Genomic DNA, 19,555 nt, shown 5'->3' on the forward strand with positions numbered 1-19,555 from the left:
TCAGTCTCACACGTCTTTGCGGATCGGCTCTTCGACTTTCTGCGCCTGCACGTCGATGGTGTGCGGCGGGTTGGCCTGAGCGGTGGCCTGCGGCTGCACCGGTGGAACGGGCTGCGCAGGCGTTACGGTCGGATCGGCGGCCGGTTTTTCGTCATCGTTCATGGCTTTACGGAAGCCCTTGATCGACTCGCCGACATCGGTGCCGAGGTTTTTCAGTTTCTTGGTGCCGAACACCAGCACCACGACTACCAGAATGACGATCCAGTGTTTCCAGTCAAAAATGCCCATGTTGCTGTTCCTCTCTAAAAATTGTTCAGGCGGACGGACGCGAGGCTTTCTCGACGTGTCCGGACAGACCGAAGCGACGATCCAGTTCATCCAGCACGGCCTGCGGATGCTGCCCCAGTTGGGCGAGCATGACCATGCTGTGGAACCACAGGTCGGCAGTCTCGTAGATCACATCGCTGCAGTCACCGCTGATGGCGGCGTCCTTGGCGGCAATAATGGTTTCGACCGACTCTTCGCCGACTTTCTCCAGAATCTTGTTCAGGCCCTTGTGATACAGACTAGCTACATATGAGCTGTCGGCAGCGGCGCCCTTGCGCTCTTCAAGCACCTGAGCGAGGCGGGTCAGGGTGTCACTCATGTTTGTGTCCTGCGGAATAGATAGCGTGCGGGTCTTTCAGAACCGGGTCGACTGTCTTCCAGTCGCCGTTTTCGTAAACGCGGTAAAAGCAGCTTTGACGGCCGGTATGGCAAGCGATGTCGCCGATCTGTTCGACCATCAGAATGATCACGTCGGCATCACAGTCCAGACGCATTTCATGCAGGGTCTGTACGTGGCCGGACTCTTCGCCCTTGCGCCACAGCTTGCCACGGGAACGTGACCAGTAGATTGCACGGTTTTCCGCAGCGGTCAGTTCCAGCGCTTCGCGGTTCATCCAGGCCATCATCAGCACGCGTCCGGTCTTGTGATCCTGGGCAATCGCCGGCACCAGGCCATCCGCGTCCCACTTGATCTCGTCCAGCCAGTTTTTCATCTTCGACTCCGACAGCGAACCCCCACTTCGATAGTCGGGTTCAGGCGTTGAAACAGTGTGCCAGCCGATCAGCAAACTGGCTATCGGCGAACGACCAGATACAAGCCGACTGCCACCATGATGCCCGCCGGCCAATGCCCCAGTTCGTGCAACGGGCCGCCGGCGGCGAGGATCGTCCCGCCCGCCAGATGCGCGCAACCGAGCAGGCGCAGGAACCAGTCGTCCTTGCGTTTGTGCCACGGTGGCGGCGGGTCGTAGGCGTGCGGTTGCGACATGCGTTCGAGCAGGTCACGGGCCATGTTGGCCAGGTGCGGCAGCTGTTCGAACTGGCTCTGCACGTTGCCGAGCAAGGCTTTCGGGCTGACGCGCTCGCGCATCCAGCGCTCGAGGAACGGCTGCGCGGTGTTCCACAGATCCAGATCCGGGTACAGCTGGCGACCGAGGCCCTCGATGTTCAGCAGGGTCTTTTGCAGCAACACCAGTTGCGGCTGCACTTCCATGTTGAAGCGCCGCGCGGTCTGGAACAGGCGCATCAGCACCTGGCCAAATGAAATATCTTTTAACGGTTTTTCGAAGATCGGCTCGCACACGGTACGGATCGCCGCTTCGAATTCGTTGAGCTTGGTTTCCGCCGGCACCCAGCCCGAATCGATGTGCAACTGCGCCACGCGGCGATAGTCGCGCTTGAAGAAGGCGAACAGGTTGCGCGCCAGGTAGTCCTGGTCTTCCGGGGTCAGGCTGCCGACGATGCCGCAGTCGATCGCGATGTACTGCGGGCTCCACGGGTTGACGGTGCTGACGAAGATGTTGCCCGGGTGCATGTCGGCGTGGAAGAAACTGTCGCGGAACACCTGGGTGAAGAAGATCTCCACGCCGCGCTCGGCAAGCATTTTCATGTCGGTGCGCTGGTCGGCGAGGGTCGCCAGATCCGTCACCTGAATCCCGTAGATGCGCTCCATCACCAGCACTTTCGGCCGGCACCAGTCCCAATAGACTTGCGGCACGTAGAGCAGCGGCGAGCCTTCGAAGTTGCGCTTGAGCTGGCTGGCGTTGGCCGCCTCGCGCAGCAGGTCGAGTTCGTCGTAGATGGTTTTTTCGTAGTCCTGCACCACGTCCACCGGGTGCAGCAGGCGCGCATCGGCCGAGACTTTTTCGGCGGCGCGGGCGAGGATGAACAGCCACGCCAGATCCTGAGCGATCACCGGTTTCAGGCCCGGGCGGATCACCTTGACCACCACTTCTTCACCGGTTTTCAGCTGCGCGGCATGCACTTGCGCCACCGAGGCCGAGGCCAGCGGTTCGACGTCGAAACGGCTGAACACTTCGCTGATTTTCTTGCCCAGCTGTTCTTCGATCAGCTTGATCGACAGCTGCGAATCGAACGGCGGCACGCGGTCCTGCAGCAGCATCAGCTCATCGGCGATGTCTTCCGGCAGCAGATCGCGGCGGGTCGAGAGAATCTGCCCGAACTTGATGAAGATCGGCCCCAGATCCTGCAGCGCCAGACGCAGACGCGCGCCCCGGCTCAGCTCCAGCGGCTTGCGCGGCAACCAGCGCCACGGCAGCACGTAGCGCAGCGCCAGGAGAAACCAGGGCAGCGGCAGCTCGAACAGCAGGTCATCGAGGCGGTAGCGGATCACGACGCGCTGGATGCGCAACAGACGGCGGACGGCAAGCAGCTTCATGCGTTATCGCTTGGGTCGAGGGATCGGGAAAGGCGCTCGAAACGCGCCTCGAGACGTTCCAGATCAAGTTTGATCCGGTCCAGTTCGCTGAATCGCGCTTCGGCTTCGCGCTGCCCGACGAGGGTGCGCGATTCTTCGGCGAGGTATTCGGCGAGGTTCTGGTTGAGGCTGGCAAATCCTTGTTGATACCAGCGTGCGCGGCTGCGCAGGTGACCGCCAATCAGTTGCGTGGCGACCGGTCCGAGCCAGCGCGAGAGTTCGTACTCCCAGTCCAGCTCGAGGTCCTGCAGCACGCCGGCCAGCTCCAGCAGCACGCCGCTGTCACCGTCGAGCTCGACTTCCGGGGCGTGCAGCACCGCGGTCTTGTCTTTGCTCACGGCCAGTTTCACCAGGCTCGACGCCGGGGCACGCAGGGTGCAGTCGACGCCGGTTTCCCAGTGCGAGGCGAGCATCAGGCCCTCATCGCTGGGCAGAATGAACAGTTGCAGCGCCGGGCTGCGGCAATCGACGGCAATCACTTTGCCAGTCAGATGCGCCAGCCGCGGCAGCGCCGTGCTGTCGAGACGCAGCACCCGGTTGAGGCCGAGTTCGACGCTGGCGAGCAGCCCGGTGAGCAACATCAGGGCTTGATGCCGCGGTGCAGGGCGACGATGCCTGCGGTCATGTTGTGATAGGTCACGCGGTCGAAACCGGCGTCGACCATCATCGACTTCAGGGTTTCCTGATTCGGGTGCATGCGGATCGATTCGGCCAGGTAGCGATAGCTTTCCGAGTCGTTGGTGATCAGTTTGCCCATCAGCGGCATGAACGCGAACGAGTAAGCGTCGTAGGCCTTGGACATCAGCGCGTTGGTCGGCTTGGAGAACTCCAGCACCAGCAGGCGGCCGCCGGGCTTGAGCACGCGCAGCATCGAGCGCAGGGCGTCTTCTTTGTGCGTCACGTTGCGCAGGCCGAAGGCGATGGTCACGCAGTCGAAATGGTTGTCCGGGAACGGCAGTTTTTCTGCGTCCGCCTGCACGAATTCGACGTTGCCCGACACACCCAGATCCAGCAGGCGGTCACGGCCGACCTTGAGCATCGATTCGTTGATGTCGGCCAATACCACCTGACCGGTAGGGCCAACCAGGTGCGAGAATTTCTTGGTCAGGTCACCGGTGCCGCCGGCGATGTCGAGCACGCGGTTACCGCTGCGCACACCGGACAGTTCGATCGCGAAGCGCTTCCACAGACGGTGCATGCCGCCCGACAGAAGGTCGTTCATCAGGTCGTACTTCGCGGCTACGGAGTGAAACACCTCAGCGACTTTTTCCGCTTTCTGGCTTTCCGGAACGTTTTTGAAGCCGAAGTGAGTGGTGGGTTCGGCATCGCTGCCTTTGCGCTGATCAGTCATATCGCTGTCACCAAAAGAGAATGCGCGACATTCTAATCCCCAAGCCATGCTTTGTCTTGGAATGGCTAAAGGTAAGATGGGCAACCTTCGGGACGATTTGCCGCAGACGCGGTCAAGATTTACCGTCACCTATTCATCAAGCAGGAGTCATTCAATGGCCAAAATCAGTGTTGAGCGTGCCCACAGCCTGGGCAAGGAAGCCGCCCGCGAGAAGGCCGACAAGCTGGCGCAGAAACTCTCCGATCAATATGGCCTGGAGCCGCAGTGGTCGGGCGACACCCTGAACCTCAAGCGCTCGGGCGTGAAAGGCGCGGTGCATGTGGCTGACGATTCGATCCGCGTCGACGTGGAGCTGGGCATCATGATGTCGGCCATGAGCGGCATGATCAAAGCCGAGATCGAGAAGGCGCTGGACAAGGCGCTGGTCTGATTTCTGCCGGAAATGAAATTCTCCTGTGGGAGCGGGCTTGCTCGCGAATGCGGTGTACCAGTCGACATTTCTCGTGACTGGTGCACCGCATTCGCGAGCAAGCCCGCTCCCACATTTGTTTTGTGGTGCCCCTGTTGTTTATGTCAGTTGTTAGGGTGCCGTTTCTAATTTTTCTCCCTACTTTGTGCCTGAGCCCGACACCTTTGCGGGCAGTTCCTCAAACCTTCTGCGCGTGAGGTGCACCATGGCCAAAGTAATTCTGAAGAAAAAAATCGACGCTTCGACTTCTACCCTGAGCGACGTCAAATCCTATGCCCGCAAGATCTGGCTGGCAGGCCTGGGTGCCTACGCCAAGGTTGGCCAAGAGGGCAGCGACTACTTTCAGGAGTTGATCAAGGCTGGTCAAACCGTTGAAAAGAAAGGCAAAAAGGTTGTCACCGAAAAGCTCGAAGCCGCCAATGCCGAGATCGATGAAGCCAAGGGTGAAGTCAGCTCGTTCAAAGGTCGCGTCGAAGTTCAGCTCGACAAGGTCGAGAAGGCGTTTGACTCCCGCGTGGCAAGCGCCTTGAATCGTATCGGCATTCCGTCTAAACATGACGTTGAGACACTCTCTGCTAAGCTCGATGAGCTGACGGCATTGCTCGAACGCGTCGCGCGTAAATCTTAAGGAGAACGGGATGGCTGGTAAAAAGAACACCGATAAAGAAGGCAGCTCGTGGATTGGGAAAGTCGAAGACTACTCCCGCAAAATCTGGCTGGCTGGTTTAGGCGTGTACTCGAAGATCGACACTGACGGCAGCAAGCTCTTCGAGTCATTGGTCAAAGACGGCGAGAAAGCCGAGAAGCTCACCAAGTCTGCAGTCGGCAAGAAAGTCGATGCCGCCAAGGACTCCGCTTCTTCGGCCAAGTCGCGCATCAGCGGCGTGAAAGATCGCGCACTGGGCAAGTGGGACGAGCTGGAAGGGGCTTTCGACAAGCGCCTGAACAGCGCCATTTCGCGCCTGGGTGTGCCTAGCCGCAATGAAGTCAAAGCGCTGCACAGCAAGGTCGAAACCCTGACCAAGCAGATCGAGAAACTCACCGGTCTGAAAACCCAACCGGTCGCGGCGAAAACCGCAGCGGCCAAACCGGCAGCCAAAACGGCTGCCAAGCCACTGGCCAAAGCGACTGCGAAACCAGCCGCCAAGCCTGCGGCAAAAACCGCTGCCGCCAAGCCTGCCGCTAAAACGGCCGCTGCCAAACCAGCCGCCAAAGCCGCCGCGAAACCGGTTGCTGCCAAAGCTGCTGCGAAACCTGCCACCAAAGCCGCAGCCAAGCCAGCGGCGAAAACCGCAGCGGCCAAACCTGCTGCCAAGCCAGCGGCCAAACCTGCTGCCAAGCCAGCGGCCAAACCGGCTGCGGCGAAAAAACCGGCAGTGAAAAAACCGGCCGCGCCGAAAGCCGCTGCGCCAAAACCGGCCGCTCCGGCAGCCAAGCCAGCTACCCCGGCAACCCCGGCCAGCGCGTCGAACTCCGCCGCTGCACCGACCCCGGTAGCAACCCCGACTGCTGCATCGACACCGTCGACGCCAACCAGTCAGTCCTGATTTTTCAGGGCAAAAAAAACGCCCGGCCTGTGAAGGTCGGGCGTTTTTGTTTGTGCAGAAAATCGCTGGAACAACGTCATTCCCCTGTGGGAGCGGGCTTGCTCGCGAAGGCGGTGTGTCATTCAGCATTGATGTTGGCTGAACCACCGCTTTCGCGAGCAAGCCCGCTCCCACAGGGGGGGGGACAATGTGTAGCCCATTCAGCCGTGATCTTCGAGGTATTGAAGGGCCATCCGTTCAGTAGCCACTTTCACCGGCGGCAGCAGATGCGGTGCCACCAGCATCATGATCTGGTACACCACCAGTTTGACCTCACCCTCGCGATCAAGAATCCGCTGATAGTCCAGCGAGAACAGCAGGGTCATGGTGATCTGCTCCACCAGTTGCCCCAACGCCTGGGTATCACTGACCAATTGCCCCGACGCCTTCAGGCGCGCCAGCAATGACGCCAGCGTGCGCTTGAGGGCGTTGAGCAGATTGCGGATGCCCTTGGCCAGTTTTGGCAGGCGCCCGGCGAGGTTCGACAGGTCCTGGAACAGAAACCGGTATTGCGCCAGGCGCTCGACGATCAAGTGCAGGAACAGCCAGTAATCCTCCGGCGCCAACTCGGCATCCGATGGAGGATCGAGCAGCGGCGCCAGTTCATTCTGGAAACGTTCGAACAGGCCGAGAATCAGCGGCTCCTTGCCGTGGAAGTGGTAGTAGAGGTTGCCGGGGCTGATCCCCATCTCATTGGCAACTTCCATGGTGGAGACGTTCGGTTCGCCTTTCTCATTGAACAACTGCAGAGCACATTCGAGAATCCGGTCGCGGGTTTTCATCCAGTCTTCTTAGAAAAGTTCGGTTAAGCGTCAGCGCACATGCACGTAGGTGCCGGGTGCTGCCTCCATCGGTGGATAGTTCGGGTTGCCGAGGGTAAACGTGGTTTCGTGCTGCGTGCCGGAGCGCTGCTGAATCCATTCCAGCCACTGCGGCCACCAACTGCCGTCAACGCGTTTGGCGTCGTAATACCAGGCGCGCGGATCGCTACTGAGCTTGCCGTTCTCGACGTAATTGGCTTTCGGGTTGCTGGGCGGGTTGAGGATGCTTTGCACGTGGCCGCTGTTGGACAGCACGAAGCGCCGCTCGCCACCGAGCAGCAGGGTCGAGCGGTACACCGCGTCCCATGGCGTGATGTGGTCGTTCATGCCGGCCACGCTGAAGCTGTCGACGGTGACTTTCTGCAGATCGATCGGCGTGCCGCAGACTTCCAGGCCGCCCGGGTGGGTCAGCGGATTGTGTTTGAAGAAGTCCAGCAGGTCACCGTGGAACGCGGCGGGCAGGCGCGTGTTGTCGTTGTTCCAGTACAGAATGTCGAAGGCTGGCGGCTCCTTGCCGAGCAGGTAGTTGTTGACGAAGTAGCTCCAGATCAAATCGTTGGGCCGCATCCAGGCGAACACCTTGGCCATGTCGCGACCGTCCAGCACGCCTCTCTGATAGGAACGGCGCTTGGCAGCTTCGATGGTCTGTTCGTCGGCGAACAGGGTGGTCGGGGTTTCGATCTCGCTGTCGAGCAGGCTGACCAGATAGGTTGCACTGGAGATTCGCCGCAGCTGCCGTTTGGCCTGCAGATGCCCCTGCAGCGCGGCGATGGTCAGGCCACCGGCGCAGGCGCCCATCAGGTTGACCTCGCGTGCGCCGGTGATTGCCCGGCAGATATTCATCGCTTCTTCCACCGCTTCGACGTAGGTCGAGAGGCCCCATTCCCGGTGGCGTACGTCCGGGTTGCGCCAACTGATCATGAAGGTCTGCAGGCCGTTTTTCAGCGCGTACTGGACAAAGCTGTTCTGCGGGCTGAGGTCGAAAATGTAGTACTTGTTGATTTGCGGCGGCACCACCAGCAACGGCTTGGCGTACTGTTTTTCGCTCATCGGCTTGTACTGGATCAGCTCCAGCAGCTCGTTGCGAAACACCACGGCACCGGGGGTGGTCGCGACGGTCTTGCCAACTTCGAAAGCCTGTTTGGTGACCTGGCGCGGCAGGCCGTCGTTGTGCAGCAGATCATCGAACAGATGACTCAGGCCGCGCACCAGACTCTGGCCGCCGGAATTGAACAGCTCCTTGACCGCCAGCGGGTTGAGCAAGGTATTGGAGGGCGCCACGGCATCGTTGAGCAGGGTGAACGCGAAGTGCGCGCGGGCGCGGTCGTCCTCGCTCATGCTGCTTTCATCGATCCAGCTCTTGACCTGTTTCTGCCAGGCCAGATACGCCTGCAGGCTGCGCCGGTAGAACGGATTGAGGCTCCACGCCGGGTCGGCGAACCGCGCGTCCTGCGGGTTGGTCGGATGCAGGGTTTCACCGAGCAGCACGCGACCGAGCTGGCCGCCGAGTTTCAGCGCGTGTTTGGCACTGTGGATCGGGTTGCGCAGACCGTGGGCTGCGACGCTGCGCAGCGTCGAGAGCAGGTCCCGGCCACGCAGCCCGGTCATTGCACTCTGTGCATTGATGAACACGGCGGGACTGGGCACTACGCCCGTCGCAGGTTTGTCGCGCATGACTCAACACTCCTTCGTCTTCAGGTCAAAAACAAACTCACCGAACCAGAACACCATAGTCGCTGTTACGGGTTGCTGCCTGCGCAGCGTCCTGCCGCGCACGTTGTTCAAAACCCTGCATAAAGCCTGCCGCCGTGATTTATCCGCCCAGCGGCGAGGGTTGCGGATGCATGACCGCTCGCTGACGCTCCTCCTGGAGGAATTTCATGATGATCGGCGCCACCGCTTCGGCGCGGGTAATCAGGAACAGATGACCGTCGTCGATGATGTGCAACTGGGCGTTGGGAATCCGCCAGGCGAGCATGCGCATATTGATCAACGGGATCAGCGGATCGTCGTCACCGGCCAGCACCAGGGTCGGCTGATGGATCTTGTGCAGCCAATGAATGCTGGTCCAGCCGAGGCCGGCGAACAGTTGCCAGTAGTAACCGAGCTTGCCTGCCGAACGCACTTTCGCCGCGTGGCTGGCGGCCAGCGTCGGGTCGCGACGGAACGAGCCGCCGTAGATCAACGGCGCAATGCGGATCACGTGGGACGGCTGGATGTAGCGTCGCGGGCTGGCCATCATCCACAGCACTTTCGGCTTGCCCGGCACCATGAAGGCACCGGCCGCGGTCGCCGCCAGCACCAGTTTCTTGCAGCGTTCCGGGTAGTCGTGGGCGAATTGCTGCGCCAGTGCGCCACCCCAGGACACGCCGATCACATTGACCTGGCCGTAGTCGAGGTAGTCGAGCATCCGCGAGGTCAGCTTCGCCAACCCGGGAAAGCGATACGGCCGGTTCGGCGTCGACGAGCCGCCGACACCGGGCACGTCGAAGGCGATCACTTCCAGATCCGGGTCCAGCGCCGCGACAAACGGAAACACCAACTCCAGGTTGGCGCCGATGCCGTTGAAAATCAGCAAGGGCGTCAAATGAGGCTTGCCGGGGCGTACCGCGGTGCGGAGGGTCTGCCCATCCAGATCGACGGTACGGAAAATGAACGGTTGCGGCATGCTTCAGGCCCTGTGGGTCAATCTCAATATCACCTCCAATCCCTTGTGGGAGCGGGCTTGCTCGCGAAGGCGTCGTGTCAGTCGCCAATGTTGTTGGCTGATCAACCGCTTTCGCGAGCAAGCCCGCTCCCACAGGGGGATGAGGTGCGTCAGTTACCGCTCATGAACATAAGTGCCCGGCGAAGCCTCGCCTGCCGGATACGCCTTGTTGCCCAGTTTCAGTGGAGCCTTTTTCAGATTGCCCGAGCGCTCGGCCTGCCACGCCTGCCAGTACAGCCACCAGGAATCGGTGTGCTTGGTCGAGTTCTCTTGCCACTCGTCGGCATTGGCGGCCATGCCTTCGCTGGTCATGTAGCGCGATTTCGGGTTGCCCGGCGGGTTCAGGATGCTCTGGATGTGCCCGCTGCTCGACAGCACGAACTCGACCTTGCCGCCAAACAGTTGCGCCGACTTGTAGCAGGACTTCCACGGGGTGATGTGGTCGTTGGTGCCGGCCAGCGAGAAGATGTCAGCGGTGACCTGCTTGAGGTCGATCGGCGTGCCGCACACTTCCAGTGCATTGGGGCGAATCAGTGGGTTGTTTTTGAACATCTCGATCAGGTCGCCGTGGAACGCCGCCGGCAACCGGGTGGTGTCGTTGTTCCAGAACAGGATGTCGAACACCGGCGGCTCGTTGCCGAGCAGGTAATTGTTGACCCAGTAGTTCCAGATCAGATCGTTCGGGCGCATCCACGCGAAGACCTTGGCCATGTCCTTGCCTTCAAGCACACCGGCCTGGTACGAGTGACGCTTGGCGGTCTCGAGGGTCTGCTCGTCGACGAACAGGGCGACGTCGCTGTCCAGCGTGGTATCGAGCACGCTGACCAGCAGGGTCAGGGCGTTGACCTTCTTCTCGCCGAGGGCGGCGTAGTGGCCAAGCAGGGCGGTACAGGTGATGCCGCCGGAGCAGGCGCCGAGCATGTTGATGTCTTTGCTGCCGGTGATCGCCGTAACTACGTCGACCGCTTCCTTCAGCGCATCGATGTAGGTCGACAGGCCCCATTCGCGCTGAGCCTTGGTCGGGTTGCGCCAGCTGACGATGAAGGTCTGCACGTTATTGCGCAGGCAGAAGCGCGCCAGACTCTTGTCCGGGCTCAAATCGAAAACGTAGAACTTGTTGATCTGTGGCGGCACGACGAGCAACGGCCGCTCGTGGACCTGCTCGGTGATCGGCTTGTACTGGATCAGCTCCAGCACGTCGTTGCGAAACACCACCGCGCCTTCGGTCACGCCGAGGCTCTTGCCGACCTCGAACGCGCCCATGTTGACCTGGCTCGGCATGCCGCCGTTGTGCACCAGATCCTTGGCCAGATGCGAGAGGCCGTCGAGCAGGCTTTTGCCGCCGGTCTCGAAGAAGCGTTTGACTGCCGCCGGGTTGGCGGCGGTGTTGGTCGGGGCCATGGCTTCGGTCATCAGGTTGATCACGAAGTGGCCGCGCGCGATGTCTTTGGGTGACAGGCTGCTGTCGTCGATCCAGGAATGGAGCTCCTTGCGCCACGCCAGGTAAGTTTGCAGATAACGTTTGTAGAGCGGGTTCTGACTCCACGCCGGATCAGCGAAGCGACGGTCATCGCTGGCCGGTTGCAGTTCGGATTTGCCGAACAGCACGTTCTTCAGTTCAAGACCGAAATGGGTCACGTGCTTGACGCTATGGATCGGTTGTTTGATGGCCTGGGTCAGCACCATTCGAGCAGAGGCCAGCAGATCCTTTCCGCGCAGCCCAACGACGGGATTAAGCCCCAGGGTGTTTTCCGAGGCTTGGTACTTCAGGTCATCGTTATTCTTGTTACTCATCTACGACGCTCCATTGTCCTGAGACGAGTACCCGGTTTCTGCTGTGCAGTTCCACAGCGAATGCCAGGTACTACTGCTCGGGTGACCGTTAATTCTGCATAGCTGCTTTACAGTCGTAGAGCACTGCAGGGAACTTGCCAGCTCCATTGGTTACCCGAGTTTAATTTTTTTCGCAAGCAGGCCGATCCTCGGCCACACAGCAGCGCATTCAAACAGATGAATTTAGAAAATGCCCTCTAAACAGCAAGAGCCTCGGACTAGAGCATCAGCTTGACGATCGACTGGTCCGGATCGCGGGTTTTCCCGGCGGCTTTGAGCTCGGCCAGATAATCGGCCCAGAGTGCGTCATGACGTCGCCCCAGCTCGTAGAGGTATTCCCAGGTGAACAAGCCGCTGTCGTGACCGTCGTCGAAGGTCAGTTTCAGTGCGTACTGACCGGCCGGTTCCAGGCCGCTGAGGCCGACATTGAGCTTGCCGAATTGCAGGATCGGTTTGCCGTGGCCCTGGACCTCGGCGGAAGGGGAATGCACGCGCAGGAATTCGGCGGGCAGGGTGTACTCCTCGCCGGACGCGTATTTGAGCGTCAGGGTTTTCGAGGCTTTGTGCAGTTTGATGTCGGTGGGGATTGAGGTCATGGTCTGGTGTCCGTTGTGTGGGTGACCCTGATTCAAATGTGGGAGCGGGCTTGCTCGCGAATGCGGTGTGTCAGCCGACATTGCTGTCGACTGGCACGGCCTCTTCGCGAGCAAGCCCGCTCCCACAGGGTCCGCTACCGCTGTAAGTATGGCTTACAGGATATAACGGGACAGGTCTTCGTTCTGCGCCAATTCGCCCAGGTGGCTGTTGACGTACGCAGCGTCGATCAGGATCGGCTTGTCGTCATGCGCGCTGGCCAGATCGCCGGCGCTGAACGACACCTCCTCCAGCAAACGCTCGAGCAGCGTGTGCAGGCGACGGGCACCGATGTTCTCGGTCTTCTCGTTGACCTGCCAGGCGATCTCCGCCAGACGCTTGATGCCTTCCGGCTGGAACTGGATGTTCAGGCCTTCGGTTTTCAGCAGTGCGCAGTATTGCTCGGTGAGCGAAGCGTGCGGCTCGCTGAGGATGCGTTCGAAATCTTCCGGGCTCAGGGCCTTGAGTTCGACGCGGATCGGCAGACGGCCTTGCAGCTCGGGCACCAGATCGCTCGGCTTGCTCAGGTGGAACGCACCGGAAGCGATGAACAGGATGTGGTCGGTCTTGACCATGCCCAGCTTGGTGTTGACGGTGCAGCCCTCGATCAGCGGCAGCAGGTCGCGCTGTACGCCTTCACGGGACACATCGGCGCCGCCGACATTGCCGCGCTTGGCGACCTTGTCGATCTCGTCGATGAACACGATACCGTGCTGCTCGACCGCTTCCAGCGCCTTGGCCTTCAACTCTTCTTCGTTGACCAGACGCCCGGCTTCTTCGTCGCGCACCAGTTTCAGCGCTTCCTTGACCTTGAGCTTGCGAGCTTTCTTCTTGCCCTTGCCCATGTTGGCGAACAGGGACTGCAACTGGTTGGTCATTTCTTCCATGCCAGGCGGCGTGGCGATCTCGATGCCGGCCATTTCGGCGACTTCGATTTCGATTTCCTTGTCGTCCAGTTGCCCTTCGCGCAGGCGCTTGCGGAACAGTTGGCGCGTGTTGGAATCCTGAGCTGGCTCCTCGTTGCTGAAGCCCATGCGTGCCGGTGGCAGCAGCGCGTCGAGGATGCGGTCCTCGGCAGCGTCTTCGGCGCGGTGGCGTACGCGGGTCATTTCCTGCTCGCGGAGCATCTTGATCGCGGCGTCGGCCAGATCACGGATGATCGATTCAACGTCACGGCCGACGTAGCCGACCTCGGTGAATTTGGTCGCTTCGACCTTGATGAACGGCGCGTTGGCCAGTTTCGCCAGGCGACGGGCGATCTCGGTTTTACCGACACCGGTCGGGCCGATCATCAGAATGTTCTTCGGGGTCACTTCAACGCGCAGCTCTTCAGGCAGCTGCATGCGGCGCCAGCGGTTGCGCAGGGCAATCGCGACGGCGCGCTTGGCATCGTCCTGGCCGATGATATGGCGGTTGAGTTCGTGGACGATTTCGCGGGGAGTCATGGACATAGTAATTGGCGGTCCTCAAGCAGAAAAAAGCCGTGGCACGGGGGCCGTATCAGGCTTCTTCAGCGAGATCCTGCTCCTCAATGGTCTGAGTGTGGTTGGTGAATACGCAGATGTCGGCAGCGATGCCCAGTGCGGTTTCGACGATTTCACGGGCCGACAGGTCGGTCTTTTTCAACAGTGCGCTGGCTGCAGCCTGTGCATAGCCACCGCCGGAACCCATGGCGATCAGGCCATTCTCGGGTTCGACCACGTCACCGTTGCCGGTGATGATCAGGGACGCGTCCTTGTTGGCGACCGCGAGCATGGCTTCGAGGCGGCTCAGGGAGCGGTCGGTGCGCCATTCTTTGGCGAGTTCGACAGCGGCGCGGATCAGGTGGCCCTGATGTTTCTCGAGCTGGCCTTCGAAACGTTCGAACAGGGTGAAGGCGTCGGCGGTGGCACCGGCGAAACCGGCGATGACCTGGCCGTGGTACAGGCGGCGAACTTTTTTCGCGTTGCCTTTCATCACGGTGTTGCCGAGAGAAACCTGGCCGTCGCCGCCCATGACGACTTTGCCGTGGCGGCGGACTGAAACGATGGTGGTCAAGGGAAGAGTCTCCACGCAGCGGGGCGAAAATGCCTTATGCCCATTCATATGGGGGTGCTGGAGAGGATTTCAACCGGGGAGGGCGTAGAGGGACGAACGGCTGAGGGCAGATCAGAATTATGTTGTGCTGGTTATGCCGCCTTCGCGAGCAGGCTCGCTCCCACAGGGACTGCGTGATTCCTGTGGGAGCGAGCCTGCTCGCGAATGAACGATGACGCGATGCTACTGACGGAATCAGCGGCTCTGGCGTTGTTGTAACAACAGATTGCTGAAGCCGCTGCCCGCCAGTTGTTTCTGCGCAGTCGTCAGCTGTTCGCGGTTGCTGAACGGGCCAACCAATACGCGGTACCAGGTTTCATCCTTCACCGTGCCCGACTCAACCGAAACAGCCTGGCCGAGCAGAATGATCTGCGCCCGTACCTTGTCCGCGTCCGCCTCTTTGCGGAACGAACCGGCCTGGAGGAAGAACTTGGTCACCGGCGCCGCTTTCGCCACCGGTGGCGCTGGCGGCGGGGTAATGCCCGACAGCGCAGCCTGCGCCCGCGCGGTATCGATCTTCGCCGCTTCCGCCGGGGTGACCGGCGTGGTCGGCACTTGTGGCGTCGGCAGGGTTTTCTCCGGCACGGCATCCGGCGGCACGATCACTTCCGATTCCGGCAGCAGGGTGTAGAAGTCGTACTTCGGCTTCACCGGTTGCGTCGGGCTCGGCGGGGTCTTGTTGGCCTCGGCGATTTTCGTGGCTTTCTGCTGTTGCGCTTGCTCGATCTTCTCGCGCTTGACCGTGTCGCTGCCCTTGCCCGGCTCCAGTTTCATCAGGAACACGATGAACGCACCGACCGTCAGGCCGATGGCCATCCACAGCCAGCCCGGGATCGGTTGCTTTGCAGGAGCTTGGTAACGGCTGGCGCCACGCTTGGGTGCAGGTTTTTTCTTGGCAGCCAACTTACATGCGCTCCAGAGTTTCCAGGCCCAACAGTTCCAGGCCTTGCTTGAGAGTACGACCGGTCAGCGCGGCCAGACGCAGACGACTCTGCATCCGGGCCGGCGTTTCGGCGGCGAGGATCGGGCAGTTCTCGTAGAAGCTGGAGAACAGACCGGCGACGTCATACAGGTAGGTGCAGAGGATGTGCGGGGTGCCTTTTTCCGCGACGTTGTTCAGCACTTCGCCGAACTGCGCCAGTTTCGCCGCCAGCTCTTGTTCGTGCGCCGCTTCGAGGACGATCTGGCCATCGACTTGGCTGAAGTCCTTGCCCAGTTTGCGGAACACACCGGCCACACGGGTGTAGGCGTACAGCAGGTACGGCGCGGTGTTGCCTTCGAAGTTGAGCATCAGGTCGAAGTTGAAGCTGTAGTCGCTGGTGCGGTGCTTGGACAGGTCGGCGTATTTCACCGCACCGATGCCGACAACCTTGGCGATGTTGCGCAGTTCGTCTTCGGCCAGTGTCGGGTTCTTCTCTTTGACCAGGTTGTAGGCGCGTTCCTGGGCTTCGGTCAGCAGGTCGATCAGCTTCACGGTGCCGCCATCACGGGTCTTGAACGGACGGCCGTCGGCGCCGTTCATGGTGCCGAAGCCCATGTGTTCCATTTCCATCGGATGGGTCACGAAACCGGCCTTGCGCGCCACGGCAAACACTTGCTGGAAGTGCAGGGCCTGACGCTGGTCGACGAAGTACAGCGCGCGATCAGCCTTGAGCTTGCCACTGCGGTAGCGCACGGCTGCCAGGTCAGTGGTGGCGTACAGGTAACCGCCGTCAGCCTTGACGATGATCACCGGCAGCGGGTCGCCGTCGGCGTTCTTGAACTCGTCGAGGAACACGCACTGGGCGCCGTTGCTCTCGACCAGCATGCCGGCAGCTTTCAGGTCGTTGACCACGTTGATCAGGTCGTCGTTGTAGGCGCTTTCGCCCATCACGTCGGCCATGGTCAGTTTGACGTTGAGCAGTTCGTAGATCTTCTGGCAGTGCGACAGCGAGATGTCCTTGAACCGGGTCCACAGCGCCAGGCACTCGGCATCGCCGGCCTGCAGCTTGACCACCAGACCACGGGCGCGGTCGGCGAACTCTTCGGATTCGTCGAAACGCTGCTTGGCGGCGCGGTAGAAGTTTTCCAGATCGGACAGCTCGTCGCTGGTGATCGGGTTTTCCTGCAGATACGCCATCAGCATGCCGAACTGGGTGCCCCAGTCGCCCACGTGGTTCTGGCGGATCACTTCGTCGCCGAGGAACTCGAGAACACGGGCCACGCCGTCGCCGATGATGGTCGAGCGCAAGTGGCCGACGTGCATCTCTTTGGCCAGGTTCGGTGCCGACAGGTCGACCACGGTGCGCTGCGCCGGGCCGGCCTTGCGCACGCCAACGTGAGCGTCAGCCAGGGCGGCGTCGAGGCGCGAGGCGAGGGCCTGGGTGTTCTGGAAGAAATTGATGAAGCCTGGGCCGGCGATTTCGGCCTTGGTGACGTTTTCGTCGGCCGGCAGCGCGGCGATGATTTTTTCCGCCAGATCGCGCGGCTTCATGCCCGCCGGCTTGGCCAGCATCATGGCGATGTTGCTGGCGAAGTCGCCGTGGGTCTTGTCACGGGCGTTCTCCACCTGAATCGCCGGCGACAGGCCTTCAGGCAACACACCTTCGTTGACGAGTTGGGTGAGGGCTTGTTGGATCAGCTGGCGAATGGTGTCTTTCATGGTCTTCTCTTTCGACCGCAAGCGCGGCGGCGCATCGATGCGCGGGTGGAAAAACTGGGCATTATCCGTTGCGAAGACGGGCTTGCCAACCTTAGCAGGCAGCTTATGGATATGTGGTGACAAATTACCCTGTGGCGAGGGAGCTTGCTCCCGCTCGGCTGCGCAGCAGTCGTAAAACCGGCTGACTCGGTTTGTCTGGCATTGCGGTTTTGGGGCCGCTTCGCACCCCAGCGGGAGCAAGCTCCCTCGCCACAGGTCAGCGTCAATACAGATCAACAGGATCGACATCCAGCGACCAGCGCACCGCCCGCCCGCTCGGCATCTGCTCTAATTCCAGCAACCAACTGCTGAGCAACCGATGCAGCGGCGCCCGCGCTGTAGCCTGCAACAATAGCTGTGCCCGATACCGACCGGCACGCCGCTCCATCGGTGCCGGCACCGGCCCGAGCAGTTCGATGCCGGTCAGATTCTGCTCGACCAGCAAGCGCTCGGCCGCGCTGCACGCCTCGTCGAGAAACCCCTCGGCCTGCCCCGGCTTGTGCGCTTCGGCGCGCAACAGCGCCAGATGCGCAAACGGCGGCAGTCCGGCGGCGCGGCGCTCGCTCAAGGCTTGCTCGGCAAAGGCGAAGTAGCCCTGCTCGGTCAGTTGCACCAATAAAGGATGGTCGGCCAGGTGGGTCTGGATGATCACCTTGCCCGGCTCTTCCGCCCGCCCGGCGCGCCCGGCGACCTGCACGATCAATTGCGCCATACGCTCGCTGGCGCGGAAGTCGCCGGAGAACAGTCCGCCGTCGGCATCCAGAATCGACACCAGCGTGACCCTTGGGAAGTGGTGTCCCTTGGCCAACATCTGCGTGCCGACCAGAATGCACGGCTGGCCTTTCTGAATCGTCGCGAACAGTTGATTCATCGCGTCCTTGCGCGAAGTGCTGTCGCGGTCGACGCGCAGCACCGGGTAGTCCGGGAACAGAATCGCCAACCGCTCCTCCGCACGCTCGGTGCCGGCGCCCACCGGCCGCAGATCGACCTTGTTGCACTTGGGGCACTGGCGCGGCGTGCGTTCGACATAGCCGCAGTGGTGGCAGCGCAGCTCGCCATAGCGCTGGTGCACGGTCATCCGCGCATCGCAGCGCGAACACTCGGACATCCAGCCACAGTCGTGGCACAGCAAGGTCGGCGCAAAGCCGCGCCGGTTGAGGAACACCAGCACCTGCTGGCCGGCGGCGAGGGTCTGGCCAATAGCTTGCTGCATCGGCCCGGAAATGCCGCTGTCCAGCGGACGGCTTTTTACGTCCAGCCGCAGGAAGCGTGGCTGCTTGGCGCCGCCGGCCCGCTCGTTGAGGCGCAGCAGGCCATAACGACCGGTGTAAGCGTTGTGCAGGCTTTCCAGCGAAGGCGTGGCCGAACCGAGGACGATCGGGATGTTTTCCTGCCGCGCGCGCACCAACGCCAGATCCCGGGCGTGGTAGCGCAAACCTTCCTGCTGTTTATAAGAGCCGTCGTGCTCTTCGTCGATGATGATCAGTCCCGGATTTTTCATCGGGGTGAACAGCGCCGAGCGGGTGCCGATAATAATGTCGGCCTCGCCGTCGCGGGCGGCGAGCCAGGCGTCGAGGCGCTCACGGTCGTTGACCGCCGAGTGCAGCAGGGCGATGCGTGCGTTGAAGCGCTGCTCGAAACGCGCCAGAGTCTGCGGGCCGAGGTTGATCTCGGGAATCAGCACCAGTGCCTGCTTGCCGGCTTCGAGGGTTTCGCGGATCAGCTGTAAATAGACTTCGGTCTTGCCGCTGCCGGTGACCCCGGCCAGCAGAAAGGCGTGATAACTGTCGAACCCGGCGCGGATCGCTTCGTAAGCGGCGCGTTGTTCGGTGTTCAGCGGCAACTCCGGCTGGGCCAGCCAGTGTTCATGGCGCACCCCGGGGGCGTGGCGCCGGATCTCCACTTGCACCAGGCCCTTGGCCAGCAGCAGGTCGAGGCTGTCCTTGCTCAGCATCAGTTTGCTCAACAACTGATGGGCGACGCCGTGCGGGTGCTGGGCCAGTGTTGCCAGGGCTTCACGCTGGCGCGGCGCGCGGGCGATGCGTGGATCATCGAGGCTGGCGCCCGGGGCGACCGACCAGAAGCGTTCCTGACGGGCCTCGGCCAGTTCGCCCTGACGCAGCAGGACCGGCAGCGCCCAGCTCAAGGTATCGCCGAGGCTGTGCTGGTAATACTGGGAGGTCCACAGGCACAGCTTGAACAATGCGGGAGGCAGCGGCGGGGTGGCATCGAGCAGGGCCAGCGCCGGTTTGAGCTTTTCTGCCGGCACTTCGCTGGTGTCGGTGATCTCGACCAGAATCCCGATCATCTCCCTGCGCCCGAACGGCACCCGCAGGCGCATGCCCGGCTGCAACTGGGCGCGCAGCACACCGGCCGGTGCCCGATAGTCGAACAGGCGGCGCAGGGGCGAAGGCAGGGCGAGGCGCAGAATGGCGTCGGGCACGCGGGGGGATCTCGATCAGCAGGCGATTAAAAGGACTGCGTACATAACCTGTGGGAGCGAGCCTGCTCGCGAAAGCGGTGTGTCAGGCGGCTGATATGCTGGCTGATAGATCGTCTTCGCGAGCAGGCTCGCTCCCACAGGGACAGCGCAATGGGCCGGGAGCCTAGCAGACGGTCGGTCTGAGGGACAGCT

At 61.5% G+C, this 19,555-nt stretch carries 19 protein-coding genes; 3 read left to right on the forward strand and 16 right to left on the reverse strand.

The genetic code is table 11. The annotated features are described in order from the left end of the window. Positions 1 to 6: 6 nt before the first annotated feature. The 6 genes from M0814_RS13960 to ubiE all read right to left on the reverse strand — a co-directional run bounded on the left by M0814_RS13960 (position 7) and on the right by ubiE (position 4,115). The gene (locus tag M0814_RS13960) at positions 7 to 288 is read right to left on the reverse strand and encodes a twin-arginine translocase TatA/TatE family subunit (RefSeq protein ID WP_003220847.1); all 282 of its coding nucleotides are present in this window, start codon (positions 286 to 288) and stop codon (positions 7 to 9) included. A gap of 25 nt (positions 289 to 313) precedes the next feature. Then, positions 314 to 646, reverse strand: a complete 333-nt coding sequence (locus tag M0814_RS13965) for a phosphoribosyl-ATP diphosphatase (protein ID WP_003220849.1) — start codon at positions 644 to 646, stop codon at positions 314 to 316. Then, positions 639 to 1,040, reverse strand: a complete 402-nt coding sequence (gene hisI, locus M0814_RS13970; protein WP_003220851.1) for a phosphoribosyl-AMP cyclohydrolase — start codon at positions 1,038 to 1,040, stop codon at positions 639 to 641. Before hisI ends, M0814_RS13965 begins: the two co-directional genes overlap by 8 nt. 80 nt (positions 1,041 to 1,120) lie before the next feature. Further along, complete coding sequence (gene ubiB, locus M0814_RS13975; protein ID WP_027611297.1) at positions 1,121 to 2,725, reverse strand: ubiquinone biosynthesis regulatory protein kinase UbiB; 1,605 nt, start codon at positions 2,723 to 2,725, stop codon at positions 1,121 to 1,123. Then, on the reverse strand, positions 2,722 to 3,345 hold the full coding sequence (locus tag M0814_RS13980) for an SCP2 domain-containing protein (RefSeq protein WP_003220855.1): 624 nt from the start codon (positions 3,343 to 3,345) through the stop codon (positions 2,722 to 2,724). The genes ubiB and M0814_RS13980 overlap by 4 nt, the downstream gene beginning before the upstream one ends. Next, a complete protein-coding gene (gene ubiE / locus M0814_RS13985; protein ID WP_003220857.1) occupies positions 3,345 to 4,115 on the reverse strand; it encodes a bifunctional demethylmenaquinone methyltransferase/2-methoxy-6-polyprenyl-1,4-benzoquinol methylase UbiE in 771 nt (256 codons plus the stop codon). The genes M0814_RS13980 and ubiE overlap by 1 nt, the downstream gene beginning before the upstream one ends. Before the next feature lie 154 nt (positions 4,116 to 4,269). Between ubiE and M0814_RS13990 the strand changes: the two genes are divergently transcribed. From M0814_RS13990 to M0814_RS14000, 3 genes are all read left to right on the forward strand, one after another. Next, the gene (locus tag M0814_RS13990; protein WP_003220859.1) at positions 4,270 to 4,545 is read left to right on the forward strand and encodes a polyhydroxyalkanoic acid system family protein; all 276 of its coding nucleotides are present in this window, start codon (positions 4,270 to 4,272) and stop codon (positions 4,543 to 4,545) included. A gap of 244 nt (positions 4,546 to 4,789) precedes the next feature. Next, a complete protein-coding gene (locus tag M0814_RS13995; RefSeq protein WP_003220861.1) occupies positions 4,790 to 5,212 on the forward strand; it encodes a phasin family protein in 423 nt (140 codons plus the stop codon). 10 nt (positions 5,213 to 5,222) lie between these two features. Beyond that, positions 5,223 to 6,131 (forward strand): phasin family protein, encoded by a 909-nt coding sequence (locus M0814_RS14000; protein ID WP_103486229.1) that lies wholly within the window; start codon positions 5,223 to 5,225, stop codon positions 6,129 to 6,131. Between the two features lie 200 nt (positions 6,132 to 6,331). Here M0814_RS14000 and M0814_RS14005 read toward each other — a convergent pair whose 3' ends face one another. The 10 genes from M0814_RS14005 to M0814_RS14050 form a co-directional block, all read right to left on the reverse strand. Then, positions 6,332 to 6,952 carry a TetR/AcrR family transcriptional regulator gene (locus M0814_RS14005; RefSeq protein WP_103486230.1) on the reverse strand — a complete coding sequence of 207 codons (621 nt, stop codon included), beginning with the start codon at positions 6,950 to 6,952 and terminating at the stop codon, positions 6,332 to 6,334. 30 nt (positions 6,953 to 6,982) lie between these two features. Next, positions 6,983 to 8,665 carry a class II poly(R)-hydroxyalkanoic acid synthase gene (phaC, locus tag M0814_RS14010; RefSeq protein WP_103486231.1) on the reverse strand — a complete coding sequence of 561 codons (1,683 nt, stop codon included), beginning with the start codon at positions 8,663 to 8,665 and terminating at the stop codon, positions 6,983 to 6,985. A 139-nt stretch (positions 8,666 to 8,804) separates the two neighbouring features. Beyond that, positions 8,805 to 9,659, reverse strand: a complete 855-nt coding sequence (phaZ, locus tag M0814_RS14015; RefSeq protein ID WP_003220867.1) for a poly(3-hydroxyalkanoate) depolymerase — start codon at positions 9,657 to 9,659, stop codon at positions 8,805 to 8,807. Between the two features lie 153 nt (positions 9,660 to 9,812). Then, positions 9,813 to 11,492 carry a class II poly(R)-hydroxyalkanoic acid synthase gene (phaC, locus tag M0814_RS14020; protein WP_003220868.1) on the reverse strand — a complete coding sequence of 560 codons (1,680 nt, stop codon included), beginning with the start codon at positions 11,490 to 11,492 and terminating at the stop codon, positions 9,813 to 9,815. A 257-nt stretch (positions 11,493 to 11,749) separates the two neighbouring features. After that, on the reverse strand, positions 11,750 to 12,127 hold the full coding sequence (locus M0814_RS14025; protein ID WP_003220870.1) for a DUF971 domain-containing protein: 378 nt from the start codon (positions 12,125 to 12,127) through the stop codon (positions 11,750 to 11,752). 153 nt (positions 12,128 to 12,280) lie between these two features. Beyond that, complete coding sequence (gene hslU, locus M0814_RS14030) at positions 12,281 to 13,615, reverse strand: ATP-dependent protease ATPase subunit HslU (RefSeq protein WP_003220872.1); 1,335 nt, start codon at positions 13,613 to 13,615, stop codon at positions 12,281 to 12,283. Between the two features lie 49 nt (positions 13,616 to 13,664). Next, complete coding sequence (hslV, locus tag M0814_RS14035; RefSeq protein WP_003220875.1) at positions 13,665 to 14,201, reverse strand: ATP-dependent protease subunit HslV; 537 nt, start codon at positions 14,199 to 14,201, stop codon at positions 13,665 to 13,667. Positions 14,202 to 14,435: 234 nt separating this feature from the next. Beyond that, positions 14,436 to 15,143, reverse strand: a complete 708-nt coding sequence (locus tag M0814_RS14040) for an SPOR domain-containing protein (RefSeq protein ID WP_003220877.1) — start codon at positions 15,141 to 15,143, stop codon at positions 14,436 to 14,438. A 1-nt stretch (position 15,144) separates the two neighbouring features. After that, complete coding sequence (gene argS, locus M0814_RS14045) at positions 15,145 to 16,881, reverse strand: arginine--tRNA ligase (protein ID WP_103486232.1); 1,737 nt, start codon at positions 16,879 to 16,881, stop codon at positions 15,145 to 15,147. 262 nt (positions 16,882 to 17,143) lie between these two features. Further along, the gene (locus M0814_RS14050; RefSeq protein WP_103485593.1) at positions 17,144 to 19,363 is read right to left on the reverse strand and encodes a primosomal protein N'; all 2,220 of its coding nucleotides are present in this window, start codon (positions 19,361 to 19,363) and stop codon (positions 17,144 to 17,146) included. Between the last annotated feature and the right edge of the window lie 192 nt (positions 19,364 to 19,555).

Origin of the sequence: Pseudomonas sp. MWU12-2020 (genome assembly GCF_023100605.1) — a bacterium.
Taxonomy (GTDB): Bacteria; Pseudomonadota; Gammaproteobacteria; order Pseudomonadales; family Pseudomonadaceae; genus Aquipseudomonas; species Aquipseudomonas fluorescens_H.